The sequence below is a fragment of the Nonomuraea sp. LPB2021202275-12-8 genome (assembly GCF_037044575.1).
Lineage (GTDB): Bacteria > Actinomycetota > Actinomycetes > Streptosporangiales > Streptosporangiaceae > Nonomuraea.
This window is the reverse complement of the sequence record NZ_JBAHWD010000013.1, coordinates 159824-173026: the sequence shown is the minus strand read 5'-3', so window position 1 is coordinate 173026 and position 13203 is coordinate 159824. Positions and strand designations below refer to the sequence as shown.

General features: G+C 72.2%; 10 protein-coding genes. 5 read left to right on the top strand and 5 right to left on the bottom strand.

The features are described from left to right. The first annotated feature begins 7 nt into the window (after window positions 1-7). Genes V5E28_RS24485 through V5E28_RS24470 form a run of 4 tightly spaced genes read left to right on the top strand, consistent with a single transcriptional unit; the run spans window position 8 to window position 7327 of the window. Window positions 8-1372 carry a SagB/ThcOx family dehydrogenase gene (locus V5E28_RS24485; protein ID WP_336209457.1) on the top strand — a complete coding sequence of 455 codons (1365 nt, stop codon included), beginning with the start codon at window positions 8-10 and terminating at the stop codon, window positions 1370-1372. Next, window positions 1369-2181 carry an HlyD family efflux transporter periplasmic adaptor subunit gene (locus V5E28_RS24480; protein ID WP_336209455.1) on the top strand — a complete coding sequence of 271 codons (813 nt, stop codon included), beginning with the start codon at window positions 1369-1371 and terminating at the stop codon, window positions 2179-2181. Before V5E28_RS24485 ends, V5E28_RS24480 begins: the two co-directional genes overlap by 4 nt. Next, the gene (locus V5E28_RS24475) at window positions 2178-4421 is read left to right on the top strand and encodes an NHLP family bacteriocin export ABC transporter peptidase/permease/ATPase subunit (protein WP_336209453.1); all 2244 of its coding nucleotides are present in this window, start codon (window positions 2178-2180) and stop codon (window positions 4419-4421) included. The genes V5E28_RS24480 and V5E28_RS24475 overlap by 4 nt, the downstream gene beginning before the upstream one ends. After that, window positions 4418-7327: an NHLP bacteriocin export ABC transporter permease/ATPase subunit gene (locus tag V5E28_RS24470; protein WP_336209451.1), complete on the top strand. Its 2910-nt coding sequence runs from the start codon at window positions 4418-4420 to the stop codon at window positions 7325-7327. Before V5E28_RS24475 ends, V5E28_RS24470 begins: the two co-directional genes overlap by 4 nt. A gap of 47 nt (window positions 7328-7374) precedes the next feature. Here V5E28_RS24470 and V5E28_RS24465 read toward each other — a convergent pair whose 3' ends face one another. The 3 genes from V5E28_RS24465 to V5E28_RS24455 are packed head-to-tail and all read right to left on the bottom strand — an operon-like array spanning window position 7375 to window position 10297. Continuing rightward, window positions 7375-8205 carry an alpha/beta fold hydrolase gene (locus tag V5E28_RS24465; protein ID WP_336209449.1) on the bottom strand — a complete coding sequence of 277 codons (831 nt, stop codon included), beginning with the start codon at window positions 8203-8205 and terminating at the stop codon, window positions 7375-7377. Continuing rightward, window positions 8202-9095, bottom strand: a complete 894-nt coding sequence (locus V5E28_RS24460) for a Rieske 2Fe-2S domain-containing protein (RefSeq protein ID WP_336209448.1) — start codon at window positions 9093-9095, stop codon at window positions 8202-8204. The genes V5E28_RS24465 and V5E28_RS24460 overlap by 4 nt, the downstream gene beginning before the upstream one ends. Further along, a complete protein-coding gene (locus V5E28_RS24455; protein ID WP_336209446.1) occupies window positions 9092-10297 on the bottom strand; it encodes a flavin monoamine oxidase family protein in 1206 nt (401 codons plus the stop codon). The genes V5E28_RS24460 and V5E28_RS24455 overlap by 4 nt, the downstream gene beginning before the upstream one ends. An 80-nt stretch (window positions 10298-10377) precedes the next feature. Here V5E28_RS24455 and V5E28_RS24450 point away from each other — a divergent pair, with 80 nt between their 5' ends. Further along, window positions 10378-11535, top strand: coding sequence for a cytochrome P450 (locus V5E28_RS24450; RefSeq protein ID WP_336209444.1), 1158 nt, complete (start codon window positions 10378-10380; stop codon window positions 11533-11535). A gap of 52 nt (window positions 11536-11587) precedes the next feature. Here the strand turns inward: V5E28_RS24450 and V5E28_RS24445 are convergent, their stop codons facing one another. Both V5E28_RS24445 and V5E28_RS24440 read right to left on the bottom strand, forming a co-directional pair. Further along, a complete protein-coding gene (locus V5E28_RS24445; protein ID WP_336209443.1) occupies window positions 11588-11953 on the bottom strand; it encodes a hypothetical protein in 366 nt (121 codons plus the stop codon). A 139-nt stretch (window positions 11954-12092) separates the two neighbouring features. Next, window positions 12093-13151, bottom strand: coding sequence for an IS701 family transposase (locus tag V5E28_RS24440; protein ID WP_336209441.1), 1059 nt, complete (start codon window positions 13149-13151; stop codon window positions 12093-12095). Window positions 13152-13203: the final 52 nt, after the last annotated feature.

The window sequence follows — 13203 nt, the reverse complement described above, 5'->3', positions numbered from 1 at the left end:
TGTTCCCGTGTCCACCGAGACCGTGATCAGGCTGAGGCCGGATGCAGATCTCGCCCGCCTGCTCGAGGGCGGAGACGCCGCCCGGGTGCTGGGCGCCGTCCCCTCCGCCGCGTTGAAAGAGGCCGTCCAGTCGCTGGCCGACGGCGACGTGCCCGAGTCCGAGTTGACCGTCAGGCTGGCGGCGGAGGATCCCGCCGCGCTGATGCGGCTGCACCTGCTGCTGCGCCGGCTGGACGGAATCGGCTGGCTGGAGCACGCGGTGCGCGTGGACGGCCGCGAGATCGCCAGGTTGCGGCCGGTCGGCCGCAACCCCGTGTCGGTGCCCTCCCGGCTGGACCCCGGCCGGGAGGTGCGCTTGGCGCGGGACGCGCGGGTACGGGTCTCGGGCGGGCGGCTCGTCGCCGAGACGCCGCGCGGGCACTGCGTGGTGGAGCTGGCGGCGGACCCGCCGGGCCCGCTCCTGCTGGGGGCGCTGGCCGACTGGGTGCGCCCGGGTGATTCACCGCCCGGCGGAGCCGCCCTGCCGCTGCTGGCCGCCGCCGGGCTGCTGGAGACCAGGCAGCAGGCCGCCGAACCGTCCCTGTGGTCGCCGCACGACCTGTGGACGCACGCGCGGGCCAGGGGCACCCGGCTGTCGGCGAGCTACGGCGCCACGTTCCACGGCGCCGACCTCGGCGACCCCGCGCCTGCCGTGCCCGCCGCACGGACCGGGCTGCGGATCACGCTGGAGGTGCCCGACCTGGAGCGGATCGCCGCCCAGGATCCGCCGCTGACCGAGGTGATCGAGGGCAGGCGGTCGGTGCGGGTGCACGACGACGAGCACCCGATCACCCTCGCCCAGCTCTCCGAGCTGCTCTACCGAACCGCCCGGCAGCGCAGGCTCCTGGTCGGCGAGCACGGCCAGGAGCTGTCGGACCGGCCCTACCCCAACGGCGGGGCCATCTACGAGCAGGAGCTCTATCCGCTGGTCAACAACGTGGACGGGCTGGAACCCGGCCTGTGGCACTACCACGCCGGCGACCACGCGCTGGAGTTCGTCGCCGCACCGGGCAAGCCGACCGCGCGGCTGACCGAGGTCGCCAGGGAGGCGGCTCTGATGACGGCGGACCCGCAGGTGCTGCTCGTGGTGGCCGCCAGGTTCGGCAGGGTGAGCTGGAAGTACGAGACCATCGCCTACTCGCTCATGCTCAAGCACGTGGGTGTGCTCTACCAGACCATCTACCTGGTCGCCACAGCGATGGGCCTGGCCGTGTGCGGGCTCGGCGGCGGCGACGCCGACGACTTCGCCGACGCCACCGGGCTCGACTACCACACCGAGGGCAGCGTCGGGGAGCTCCTCCTCGGCAGCAGGTCTCCGGAGGCGACGTCATGAAATTCCGATTCAAGGCCATGCAGGCGATGCGGGCGCCGGACGAGCTCGATTCCGTAACCTCCCTCGCCCGGCCGCGCGGCTGGCTCACCGTCCTGGTGATCCTCGCCGTCATCGCCGGGGCCGGCGCCTGGGCGTTCACCGGAACGCTGCCGTACACCGTGCGCGGGGACGGCCTGCTCACCCGCCCGCTCGGGGTCGCGCCCCTGGAGAGCACCCACACCGGCCAGGTCAGGAACGTGCACGTACGGCCGGGCGACGAGGTGGCGGAGGGCCAGGCGGTCGCCGACGTGGTGACCCCTGGCGGGCGCGTCGAGCGGCTGCGCAGCCCGTTCCCCGGCATGGTCGTGGACGTCACGACCGGCCAGGGGCAGGCGCTCACGCCCGGCGAGACCGTGGCGACGATCGAGCGCAGCGACGCCCCCGACGACCGGCTGGTGGCGATGCTGTTCGTGCCCGACAGCCAGGCCGCGAGCATCGTGACCGGCCACGACGTCGACCTGGACGTCTCTACCGCGCCCGCGGTGCTGCACGGCCTGCTGGCCGGGCGGGTCACCTCGGTGAGCCCGTACCCGCTGTCCGCCTCGGCGATCGCCGGGCTGCTCGGCGACGCGGAGGCGGCCAAGTCCTACGTGGCCGGCGGCCCGGTCCGGCTGGTCCTGGTGGACCTGACGCAGCGGGACGGCACGCCCACCGGATACGCCTGGTCCTCGCGCGAAGGCCCGCCCGGAGTGCTGCGCACGCAGATCCAGGTGTCGGCGACCGTCAGGCTCGGGGGCAAGTCACCCATCAGCTTCGTACTGGGACGATGACGATGACACAGACGACCGACCCTGTGGCGGGCGAGCGGGAAGAGACCCAGGCGGCCCCGCCCACCCACCGGCGACGCTTACGCCGATGGCGCACCCGCACACCCACCGTGATCCAGATGGAGTCCGTCGAGTGCGGCGCCGCCGCGCTGTCGACGGTGCTGTCCCACTACGGCAGGCACGTCCCGCTGGAGGAGCTGCGCATCGCCTGCGGCGTCTCCCGCGACGGCGCCAACGCCAAGAACCTGCTCGAAGCCGCCCGCAGCTACGGCCTGGAGGCCAAGGGCTTCCAGGCCGACGTCGACGTGCTGCCCGGCATCCGAGCGCCGTTCATCATCTTCTGGGCCTTCCAGCACTTCATGGTCGTCGAAGGGGTCAAGAAGGGGCGCACGGTCGCGGTCAACGACCCCGCCACCGGGCCGCGGCGCATCTCCTGGGCGGAGTTCGACGACGGCTTCACCGGGATCGTGCTCACCTTCGAGCCGGGGCCCGATTTCCACAAGGGCGGCAAGCGCACCAGGCTGATCGACGCGCTGCTGCGGCGCCGCATGCCCACGGGCGGCGCGATGTCGCTGGTGCTCCTGGCCAGCCTGCTGCTCGTCGCGCTCGGGCTCGTCGGCCCCGCCTACTTCCGCATCTTCATCGACCGGGTGCTCGGCGCGGGCATCACCGACTATCTCGGGCCGCTGCTGGCCGCCATGGCCGCGACGGCGCTCGGCACGTTCGTGCTCACCTCGATCCAGCGGCACTACCTGCTGCGCATCGAGATCAGGATGGCGCTGGTCAGCTCCAGCCGCTTCTTCCGGCACCTGTTGCGGCTGCCGGTGGAGTTCTACCTGCAACGCCAGCCGGCCGAGGTGGCCAAACGGGTCTCCGTCAACGACATGGTCTCGGAGATCCTTTCCAGGGACCTCGCCGCGACCGGGATCAACCTGATCCTCGTCGTCTTCTACGGCGTGGTGCTGGTGCGCTACGACGTCCTGCTCGGCGTCATCGGCATGGGCATGGCGCTGCTGAACATCCTGGTGCTGCACTGGGTGGCCAGGGCGCGGATGGACGCCGTCGCCAAGCTCCGCGCCGACCAGGGCAAGCTCACCGCCACCACCTTCAACACCCTCCAGCTCATCGAGACGATCAAGGCGACGGGCGCCGAGCCGGAGGCCTTCAGCAGGTGGTCGGGCTTCCTGGCCAAGGTCGTCACGGCCAAGCAGCGGCTCGGCGGGCCCACCGCGCTCATCGCCACCGTCCCGCCGCTGCTGGCCACCGTGAACATCGGGCTGATCCTCATGGTGGGCGGGCTGCGGGCCGTGGAGGGGGCGATCAGCGTCGGCATGCTGGTGGCGTTCCAGACGCTGCTGGCCACGCTCAGCCGGCCTGTCACCCAGCTCACCGAGCTGGGTGAGCGCATGCAGGACATCACCGCCGACCTCAACCGGCTGCACGACGTCGAGCGTTACCCCGAGGCGCCCATCTTCACCAGAGACGCAGCCGCCGACGGGGCCAGGCTCGACGGCTACCTGGAATTCAGGGACGTGACGTTCTCGTACGGTCCGCTCACCCCGGCGGTCATCAAGAACCTGTCGTTCAGCGTGGTGCCCGGCCGCCGGGTGGCCATCGTCGGCGGGTCCGGCAGCGGGAAGACGACCGTGGGACGGTTGGCGGCCGGGCTCTTCGACCCGACCGCCGGCGAGATCCACATGGACGGCCGGCCGCGCTCGGAGATCCCCAGGAACGTGCTGGCCGCCTCGGTCACCTACGTCGACCAGGAGGCGTGCCTGTTCGAGGGCACGGTGCGGGACAACGTCACGCTCTGGGACGAGTCGATCAGCGACGACGCGGTCATCGCGGCACTGCGCGACGCGGCCGTCTTCGACCTGATCGCGGCCCGGCCGGGCGGCATCAACAGTCAGGTCAGCGAGGGCGGCAGGAACTTCAGCGGCGGCCAGCGGCAGCGCCTGGAGATCGCCCGAGCCATGGTGACCGAGCCCTCGCTGCTCATCCTCGACGAGGCCACCAGCGCCCTCGACCCGGAGACCGAGCGGATCGTCGCCGACAACCTGCGCCGCCGGGGCTGCGCCTGCCTGATCATCGCGCACCGGCTTTCCACCGTCAGGGACGCCGACGAGATCATCGTGCTGACCCACGGCGAGATCACCGAACGCGGCCGCCACGACGAGCTGGCCGCCGCGGACGGGACGTACGCCGCCCTGATCGCGGCCGGCGGGCAGGAGGTTCCCCAATGAGCACGGTGACAAGTGCCTTTTCCGCCTACTTCACCGACGTCGTCACGCCGATCGGCGCCCTTGAGGGGCGGATGATCGTGCTGGACGACCCGGAGCAGGCGCTGCTGGTGGAGCAGGGCTCGGTCGACCTGTTCGCCGTGCCGCTGGCGGGTCACGAACCGGCGGGGCGGTGGACGTTCCTGGCCCGGGTGGAAGCCGGCACGCTCCTGCTCGGCGCCCCGCGCGGGCCGAAGCACAGCATCGTCGGCCGGCTCGTCCCCGACTCGGCCGCCTCCTGGCTGCCGTCCGCCAGGCTGGAGGCGCTCTGCGCGGGCGCCGCGGACGCGGACGCCGTACGGCAGTTCCTCGACGGGCTGGACCGCGGCTTCGAGACGCTGGCGTCGGCGCTGCACCACCAGCTCCCGCCGCGCGACTTCGTGGCGCTGGAGTCCACCGGCGAGACCGAGGCGTCCGTCGGCAGGCCGGTCAGGTCGGTCGACGGCGTGCGCTGGGTGCGGGTCGAGGAGGGGACCTGGAAGATCCCCGACGGTGACGAGGACGGAGAGGGCGAGCTGAACTCCGGCGACATCTTCTGCCTCACCGAACGCGACTGGCTGATCGCCAGGACCACCGCCCGGCTGTCCGCCCGCTCCACCCGCGACCTGTTCGCGGCGGGGCTGCTGTGGACGCAGGTCTCGGCGCACGCCACCTGGCTGCTGAGCACCATCGACCGGCGGGTCGAGCGCCAGCACAACGCCGAGCGGTGGGCGCTCAAGCAGCGGACCTTCCGCGACAACGAGCGGATCAAGGGCACGGCCAGGGGCTTCGAAGCCGTGCTCTCCGGCTCGCGGGCCCGGTTGCGCATCTCCGAGCTGGCCGACTGCACGCCGGAGTACGCCGTCATGCGGCTGGTCGCCGACCGGCTGGGCTGCAACGTGCGCGAGCCGCTCACCGCGGCGCACGGGCGGGTGCAGGACCGGCTGCAGCACATCGCGCTGACCTCCGGCGTGCGCACCCGCGAGGTGCGGCTGGAGGGCCGGTGGTGGCGCCGTGACCTCGGGCCCATGGTCGGCTTCGTCAAGGCGGGCAGGAAGCCGGTGGCGCTGCTGCCCGAGCGCGGCGGCTATCAGCTCGTCCAGCCCTCGGGCGTGGACGCCGAGCCGGTCACGGAGAAGCTGGCCGCCAGGCTCGACAAGACCGCGCTGGTGCTCTACCCGCCGCTGCCGACCGGGGTGCGCACGCCCTGGCAGCTGCTGCGCTTCGCGCTGCACGGCAACCGAGGCGACCTGGTCAGGTTGCTGGTGACCGGCCTGATCGTGGCCCTGGTCGGACTCGCCGTGCCCCTCATGACCGGGCAGGTGCTGGGCACGTTCGTCGCCGCTGCGGAGCGGGACCTGATCATGCAGGGCGCCGCGCTGGTGATCGGCTGCGGCCTCGTCGCGGCGCTGCTGTCGATCGCGCAGAACATCGGCGTGCTGCGCATGCAGGGCAGGGCGACGAGCAGGCTGCAGGCGGCGATCTGGTCGAAGGTGATGTCGCTGCCGCCGCCGTTCTTCTCCCGCTACGCGGCAGGCGAGCTCGGCACGGCCGCGCTCGGCGTCAACGCGGTGCAGGAGCTGGTGTCGAGCGTCGCCACCAGCGCCACGCTCGCGGTCTTCTCCGGTCTGGTGAACCTGACCCTGCTGTTCTTCTACGACGTGACGCTGGCCCTCGTGGCCACCGGGCTGGTGGCGCTGGGCATCGGCGTGTGCGTGCTGGCCGGGCGGCACCAGGTGCACGCGCAGCGCAGGCTGTACGCGCGCGAGCAGCGCCTGTCGGCCAAGGTCTACCAGCTGCTGAACGGGCTGCAGAAGCTGCGCGTGGCCGCCGCCGAGGACCGCGCGTTCGCCGTGTGGGCACGCGGCTTCACCCGGGCACGCGGCCACGCGGCCGCGGCGCGTCGGATGCAGAACCTCATCACCACGTTCAACGCCGCGTTCCCGCTCGCCTGCGCGGTCGCGGTCTTCGCGCTGGCCGCCAGCCGGGGGCTGCCCATCACCTCGTTCCTCGTCTTCTTCACCGCCTTCAACCTGCTGCTCGCCGCCACTCTCCAGGTCACCGGCGCGGCCATCACGGTCGTCGGCGCGGTGCCGATGGTCGAGAAGCTCTCCCCCATCCTGGACGCGGAGCCGGAGCACAACGAGGAGGCAGCCGAGCCCGACGACCTGTCCGGGCGCATCGCGATGAGCCGGGTGAGCTTCAGGTACGGCGAGGAGGGGCCGCTGGCGCTCGACGACATCTCCTTCGAGGTGGCGCCGGGCGAGTTCCTCGCGGTGGTGGGGCCGACCGGCTGCGGCAAGTCGACCCTGCTGCGCATGCTGCTCGGCTTCGAACGGCCCATCTCGGGCAGCGTCCTGTACGACGGCACCGACCTGGGCGAGCTCGACCTGGGCGCGGTGCGCAGGCAGTGCGGCGTCGTCCTGCAGAACGGGTCGCTGCTGGCCGGCGACATCAAGTCCAACATCATCGGGTCGGCGAACTACACCGTGGACGACGCCTGGGAGGCCGCCAGGATGGCGGGCATCGAGGAGGACATCAGCGCGATGCCGATGGGCATGAACACGGTGATCTCCGAGGGCGCGGGCACGGTGTCGGGCGGGCAGCGCCAGCGCATCATGATCGCTCGCGCGCTCGTGTCGAAGCCGCGAATCGTCTTCTTCGACGAGGCCACCAGCGCGCTGGACAATCCCACGCAGAAGGTCGTCGCCGAGAGCACGCGCAGGCTGAACGCGACCCGGATCATCATCGCGCACCGCCTGTCCACGGTGATCGACGCGGACCGGATCATCGTCCTCGACAAGGGCCGGATCGTCCAGCAGGGCACCTACGAGGAGCTGCTCACCGAGCCGGACGGCCTGTTCGCCCAGCTCGCCAGCCGCCAGATGTGACCTCGCCCGGGTACCCCCGCCGCCGAGGCGGGGCACCCGGGCGCAAGTCAGCCCGCCAGGTGTCTCGCCAGCGCGCCGGCCACCGCCTCGGGGCGTTCGAGGAGCGGCAGGTGGCCCGCCGCGACCTCGATCACCTGTGCTCCGGGGACCGTGCCGGCGATGGTGGCCGCGTTGTCGGCGAAGGCGCGCATGTCCCGCGTGCCCGTCACCACCAGGGTGCGCGCGGTGATGCGGCGCAGGTCCGCCTCCGTCTGGCGGTGCGAGAGCAGGCCGCGCATGCCGCCCGTGGGCAGCTCGGCCCAGCCGTGCCGCAGGATCGTCTCGCGGATCCGCTCGCGCACCTCCGGATGGTCCAGGGTGCCCGCGAAGATGTCGGGCGGAGAGCTCATCCACAGGTCTGTGAGCTGCTCGCCGCTGCCCCCGATCGAGGCCAGCAGCCTGAGCTGCCTGTTACGCGTGTCGGTGCCCGGCTCGGCGGGCGTGCCCGCGATGCCGGGGGCGGCGACGGCCAGCGTACGGACGACGTCCGGGTGGTCGATGGCCAGTTGCAGGGCGGCTACGCAGCCGAAGGACAGGGCGACCACCCGGGAGGCCTCCCGCTCGCGGGCCAGCTCAGCCAGGGCCGTGGCGAGGGAGGGCAGGGTGAGCTCGGGCTCGATCGGACCGGAGCCTCCGTGACCCGGCAGGTCCACGCCGACGTGCCGGAAGCCCGGCAGCAGCGTCCACAGCGGCTCCCACAGCGTGGAGTCCATCGTGTAGCCGTGGATCCACAGCACCGCGGGGCCTTCGCCGTGCTCGTGGACCGCCAGCTTCAGTGCCGGGCCGGCGCCGTACCGGCCGACCTCCGTCTTCGCGGCGCGCCCGGCGCCCGCCGTCACCTGGCGGCCTTTCCGAAGCCCGCGCAGAACTCACGGAAGGCGATCACGCCCTTGTCGGCGGCGTCGTAGCGCTGGGGCGCGTCGAGGTCGAGGTGCTCCCAGATCGGGATGTCCTGCTCGAAGGCCATCTTGGCGCCGATGATCAGCCTCTCGGTGAGCGCCGGGTCGTCGTCCTGGACGGCCACGGCCACCCGGGCGACGCAGCCCGTGGCGGTCGGCACGGTGCCGGTGATCACCACCTGTTCCCAGCGGTCGGCGCCGATCTCGGTGAGGACGAGCGTGGGGCTGAAGGCCCTGGCGAAGAACCGGGTGTCGCCGCCGAGCCTGGTCCTGCCCTGCCAGGAGGGGCCGCCGAAGGTGCGGAAGCGCGCCTCGATCGACAGCTCGCCGGCCTCGCCCGGGCGGCTGGTGGCGCCGGTGATCTGGGGGACGCCGTGGACGGTGGGGAAGTGCTCGGTGTCGAAGGCGTTCTCCGTCACCCACTCGGGCTCCACGTGGATGGGCATGGTGAGCGCGGCCACGAGCTTCCTCGTGGTGGTCAGCTCGCGGACGGCGGGCTCGAAGCCGCGGCCGGAGCCCTCCCGTGTCAGGCGTACGAACACCGCCTCGCCCACGTGCAGGACCTCGTGCTCGGCCACCCACCAGCGGCGGCCCGAGTCGCCGAGGCTGATCTGCTTGCCGTGGAACGGGCACTGGACGGCGTCGGGCTCGCACAGCACGCCGCCGTGGCCGAGGTGGGCGCCGCGGTGCGGGCAGGCGCCGTCGAACACCCTGATGCGCCCCTCCCTGCGGACCGCGATGAGGCTCCTGCTTCCGACGCTGAGGGGGCTCACCTCTTCGGTCAGCTCGGATTCGAAGCAGAGCAGGTACCAGCCGTCGTGCGGGGTCATAGCTCCTCCATGATCCGGTTGGCGGCTTCCGCGCCGCTGGCCATCGCTCCCTGGACGCTCGCGGGACCGGGGGCCGCCGCCTCGCCCGCGAAGTAGAGGGTGCCGCCGACCGGCTCGGCCCAGGCGGCGGCGGCGCCGGCCGAGCCCACGGCCGGGTAGGTGAACGAGCCGCCGATCCACTCGTCGGCTCCCCAGTCGGCGAGCTCGATCCCGGTCACGGCGGCTCCCGCCGTCCAGGGGAGCGCATCGGCGAGCAGGCCGGAAACGCCTGCCGGTTCCGCGAGCGCGGCCCTGGCACGGACGGCCGCGGGGCCCTTGGCGACGACCACGACCTCCGGGCGGCCGCGCAGGCAGCGCACGAATCCGGCGCCGCCCGTGGCGTCGAACACCAGGCTGGAGTCGGGCGCGGGCGCGGAGAGCGTCACGACGGCACAGCAGCCGTCGCCGAGCGGAAGCCGCCCCGCGGCGGCCAGCTTGCGGTCGGGCAGCCCGGGGATGGCCAGGCGACCGCTCGTGATCACCGGCGGGGGGACGGTGATGACCGCCCGGCCGGCGGTGAAGGCGCCGCTGGAGGTGTGCGCGGTGACGCCGCCGGGGCCGAAGGTCAGTTCGCGCACGGGGGTGCCGGTGCGGATGTCGAGGCCGGCGGCCAGCTTGTCGACGATCGTGCGCAGGCCGCCTTCGACGTCGTACTCGCCGGTGCCGCTCCGGTCGGCGGCGCGGGCGGCGAGGAGACCGGCGGCGCTCAGGTCGCCGGGGTCGGCCGCCCAGTTCTGCCTGAACCACTCGGCGGCCACGCCCGGAGGTCCGGCCGAGGCGCCCCATTCCGACAGGCTCGCCTGGACCGGTTCGTCCACGGCCGGAAGCCGGGACTCCAGGGCCCACGGCGGGATGCCGAGGCGGGTGAGAACGCCGATGTGCAGCAGCTTGCCGGACAGGAGCACGCGCGGGGTGGCCTGGCGGTGGGCCGACACCGGGCCCAGCTCTCCGAGCAGTTTCCACAGGGGGTTGGCGTCTCCGTGCACCACCTGGGCGCCGAGCTCGGCCGGCGGGCCGCCGTCAGGAGGGAGGAAGGTCCGGATCCGCCCGCCGACGCGGTCACGCGCCTCGAGAACGACGACGGATAAGCCACGATTGCATAGTTTCATGGCAGCGAATAAGCCAGATGCACCAGATCCGACAATTATCACATCCGCTTGCACAAGCGCACTCCCGTCATGTCCGGGAAAACCCTTTCTCTTGTATTATTCATGAAATCAACCAGCTGGATAGAAGGAATGCGATGCCCAGTCACTGGCCGGCCAGCGTCCAGCACCCTTTCTCCCCATCAGGGCGGCAGAATCCCTATCCCGCCTACCAGTGGCTGCGCCGCAACAGCCCGGTGCGCTTCGACCCGTTCATGCGGTTCTGGCTCCTCACCACCCACGCCGACTGCGCCGCCGCGCTGCGCGACCCGCGCTTCTCCGCCGCGCTCGGGCAGCGGCAGCGGCTACGCGACGACGAGCTGCCGCCCTCGATGCTCAACACCGACTCCCCCGAGCACGAGCGGCTGCGCGGCCCGGCCTCGGCGCTCACCGGTCCGGCCCACATCCAGGAGCTCCTCGGCGGCCTGTCCGGCAGGATCGAACGGCAGCTCGCCGAGCTGCCCGCCCAGGTGGACGCCTACGCCGACCTGGGCGAGCCGTACGCCAGAGCCGTGCTGGCCACCCTGCTGGAGCTGCCCGAGAAGCAGTGGGGCGAGTTCGGCGAGCTGGCCCGCGACGCGTCGGTGAACCTCGATCCGCTGGCCGGGCCGGGAGCCGCCGCGGCCGGCAGGCAGGTCATGACGGAGCTGACCGCCCTGCTCGACGCCAACCTGGGCAAGGTGCTGGCGGCGGGCGACGACACGCCGCTGACCAGGCTCGGCTCCGACGAACGGCTGACCCGCGGGGAGGTGCTCGGCGTGCTCGGCCTGATCGTGGTCGGCGGCTACCTGCCCCTCGCCGACCTCATCGGCAACGCCATGTACTGCCTGGTCGGACGGCCGGATCTGATCGAGTGCGCGCTGCGTGACCCGGACCGCGCCATGGAGGAGGTCGCCCGCCTCTACGCGCCGATCCCGTTCACCGCCCGGGTCACCACGCAGGACGTCGAGCTGGCCGGCGGCACGATCCCGGCGGGGGGCAGGGTGCTGCTGCTGCTGGAGTCGGCCAACCGCGACGAGGTGGTCTTCGACCGGGCCGAGGAGCCGGTGCTCGACCGCTCGCCGAACCCGCACCTGGCCTACGCCGCCGGACCGCACTTCTGCCTCGGCGCCGTCCTGGTGCGGCGCGCGGCGGCACTGCTGCTGCCTGCCGTGTTCGCCGAGTTCTCCGGGATCCGGGCGCTCGAGGAGGATCCCCGATGGGCACGCGCCATCGTGCCCCGCCGGCTCGTCTCCTACCGCCTGCACCTGCGCTGACACGCGAGAACGGGCCCGAGCGCGAGGCTCGGGCCCGTTCGGCACGACGGTTTCAGGCGCAGCAGCAGCACGGGGTGGAGCAGCAGCAGAAGGCGCCGGCGGCGATCTGCTCCAGGTCACCCTCGCTCAGCTCGGAGACGTCGATCTGCGGTGTGTCGGTGAAGTGCAGCTCGTAGATCCCGGTGTCCTGACCCTGCTCCCACAGCGCCACCTGGTTGTCGACGCTGGCCTCAGCACCAGGCTGCGGCGTGACGTGGACGAGACGTACCTGGGCGTCCGCGGGCAGCTCGAGGCCGACCTCTGCCAGAGCGCTTCGCGTGTCGCTCTCCAGCCGTGCCTTGAACTCCTCGCTCGTCCAGGCGGTGATGAGGAGCCGGGTGTAGGCGTTGACGAACTCTGCACGCTCACGAGCGTCCATGAATTTCTCCTTCTGAAGTCCTTTTCCCAGCGGCCGATTGATTCGAAGTCTTGCATCCGGCCGGTGAATTGACGAGACGTAATTTCCACCTCCGCCGGGCGTGCGCAACACCTCGGATTTCGCATACGTATATACGCAACTATTCGGCCAGCGCGAGGCCGTCGGCGCGTGAGTATTCGTCCGTCACCAGCGCGCGGTACGCATATGCGACGCACACCAGCGTCATGTGGTGATGCCAGCCGCGAAACGACCTGCCTTCGAAGTCGAGCAGCCCGAAGCCCGCCAGCTCGTCCTGTCTGGCGGTGGTCCGCTCCAGCTCGCGGGCGAGCCTGACCAGGGTGTCCGGCTCGGCGTCGTCCAGGTTGGACAGCCAGTACTCACGTGCCCGGCCGCTGGAGGCGGCCTTCCTGACGACCGTCACCCGCGCCCCGGAGTGCAGGCGCACCTCGTTGGCCCAGTAGACGTCCCGGCGGCGCAGCGGCCGCGCCCCCGCCGCGCCCAGCGCCGCCGCGACCGTCCGGGCCTGGCCCGCGACCGGGAACAGCGGGCTGACCCGCACGACGTACGGCACGCCGAGGGCGTCCAGGTCGGACACCACCTGCGTACAGCCGGGCTCGCGGCCGTCCATGACCACCGGGCGGCGCGGCAGCCCCCACAGGCGCTCCATCTCGGTCACCGCCTCGACGGCGCACCGGCCCGCCGAGCGCCAGGGCAGGTCGTGCGGGATCCCGGCGCGCCCGCGCCGCTCCTGGTCCTCCGTCCAGGCGGTGGGCAGCACGAGCTGCCAGTCCACCGGGAAGGCGACGTCACCCGCAGAGAGCCACACCCCCAGAGCCTGCTGGCAGCGGGCCAGCCGGCCGAGGCTGGGCACGAACTGGCCGGCCACCCCGACCGTGGTGACGCCCGCCTTGGGGATCACCACCGGGCGCACCACCCAGGCGACCGGCTCGCACCAGCTCTCCAGCACCCCGGCCAGGTCGCGCCTGACGGCGACCCAGTCCCACGGCGAGTTGCTGATGAACTGGTGCAGGTTCTGCCACGGCGGCCGTCCGGGCACCGTCGCGGCGATCGCGCGCATCGATTTACGGCCCCGCGCGGTCAGCAGCCCGCGTACGTACAGCCGGCCCCATTGACGTTGGTCGCGGCGCTGCAGCGAGCCCAGAACGGCGTCGAAGAAACGATTCTCGAAGTATGGCATCGCACCCCCGGAAGCTCTCCCCGGACGATCACACTACGCCTGTGATTTGCCC

Coding starts and splice junctions, on each gene's coding strand:
- V5E28_RS24475 (WP_336209453.1), top strand. CDS start 2,178: ATGACGATGACACAGACGACCGACCCTGTGGCGGGCGAGCGGGAAGAG.
- V5E28_RS24445 (WP_336209443.1), bottom strand. CDS start 11,953: ATGGACGCTCGTGAGCGTGCAGAGTTCGTCAACGCCTACACCCGGCTC.
- V5E28_RS24460 (WP_336209448.1), bottom strand. CDS start 9,095: ATGACCCCGCACGACGGCTGGTACCTGCTCTGCTTCGAATCCGAGCTG.
- V5E28_RS24450 (WP_336209444.1), top strand. CDS start 10,378: ATGCCCAGTCACTGGCCGGCCAGCGTCCAGCACCCTTTCTCCCCATCA.
- V5E28_RS24440 (WP_336209441.1), bottom strand. CDS start 13,151: ATGCCATACTTCGAGAATCGTTTCTTCGACGCCGTTCTGGGCTCGCTG.
- V5E28_RS24470 (WP_336209451.1), top strand. CDS start 4,418: ATGAGCACGGTGACAAGTGCCTTTTCCGCCTACTTCACCGACGTCGTC.
- V5E28_RS24480 (WP_336209455.1), top strand. CDS start 1,369: ATGAAATTCCGATTCAAGGCCATGCAGGCGATGCGGGCGCCGGACGAG.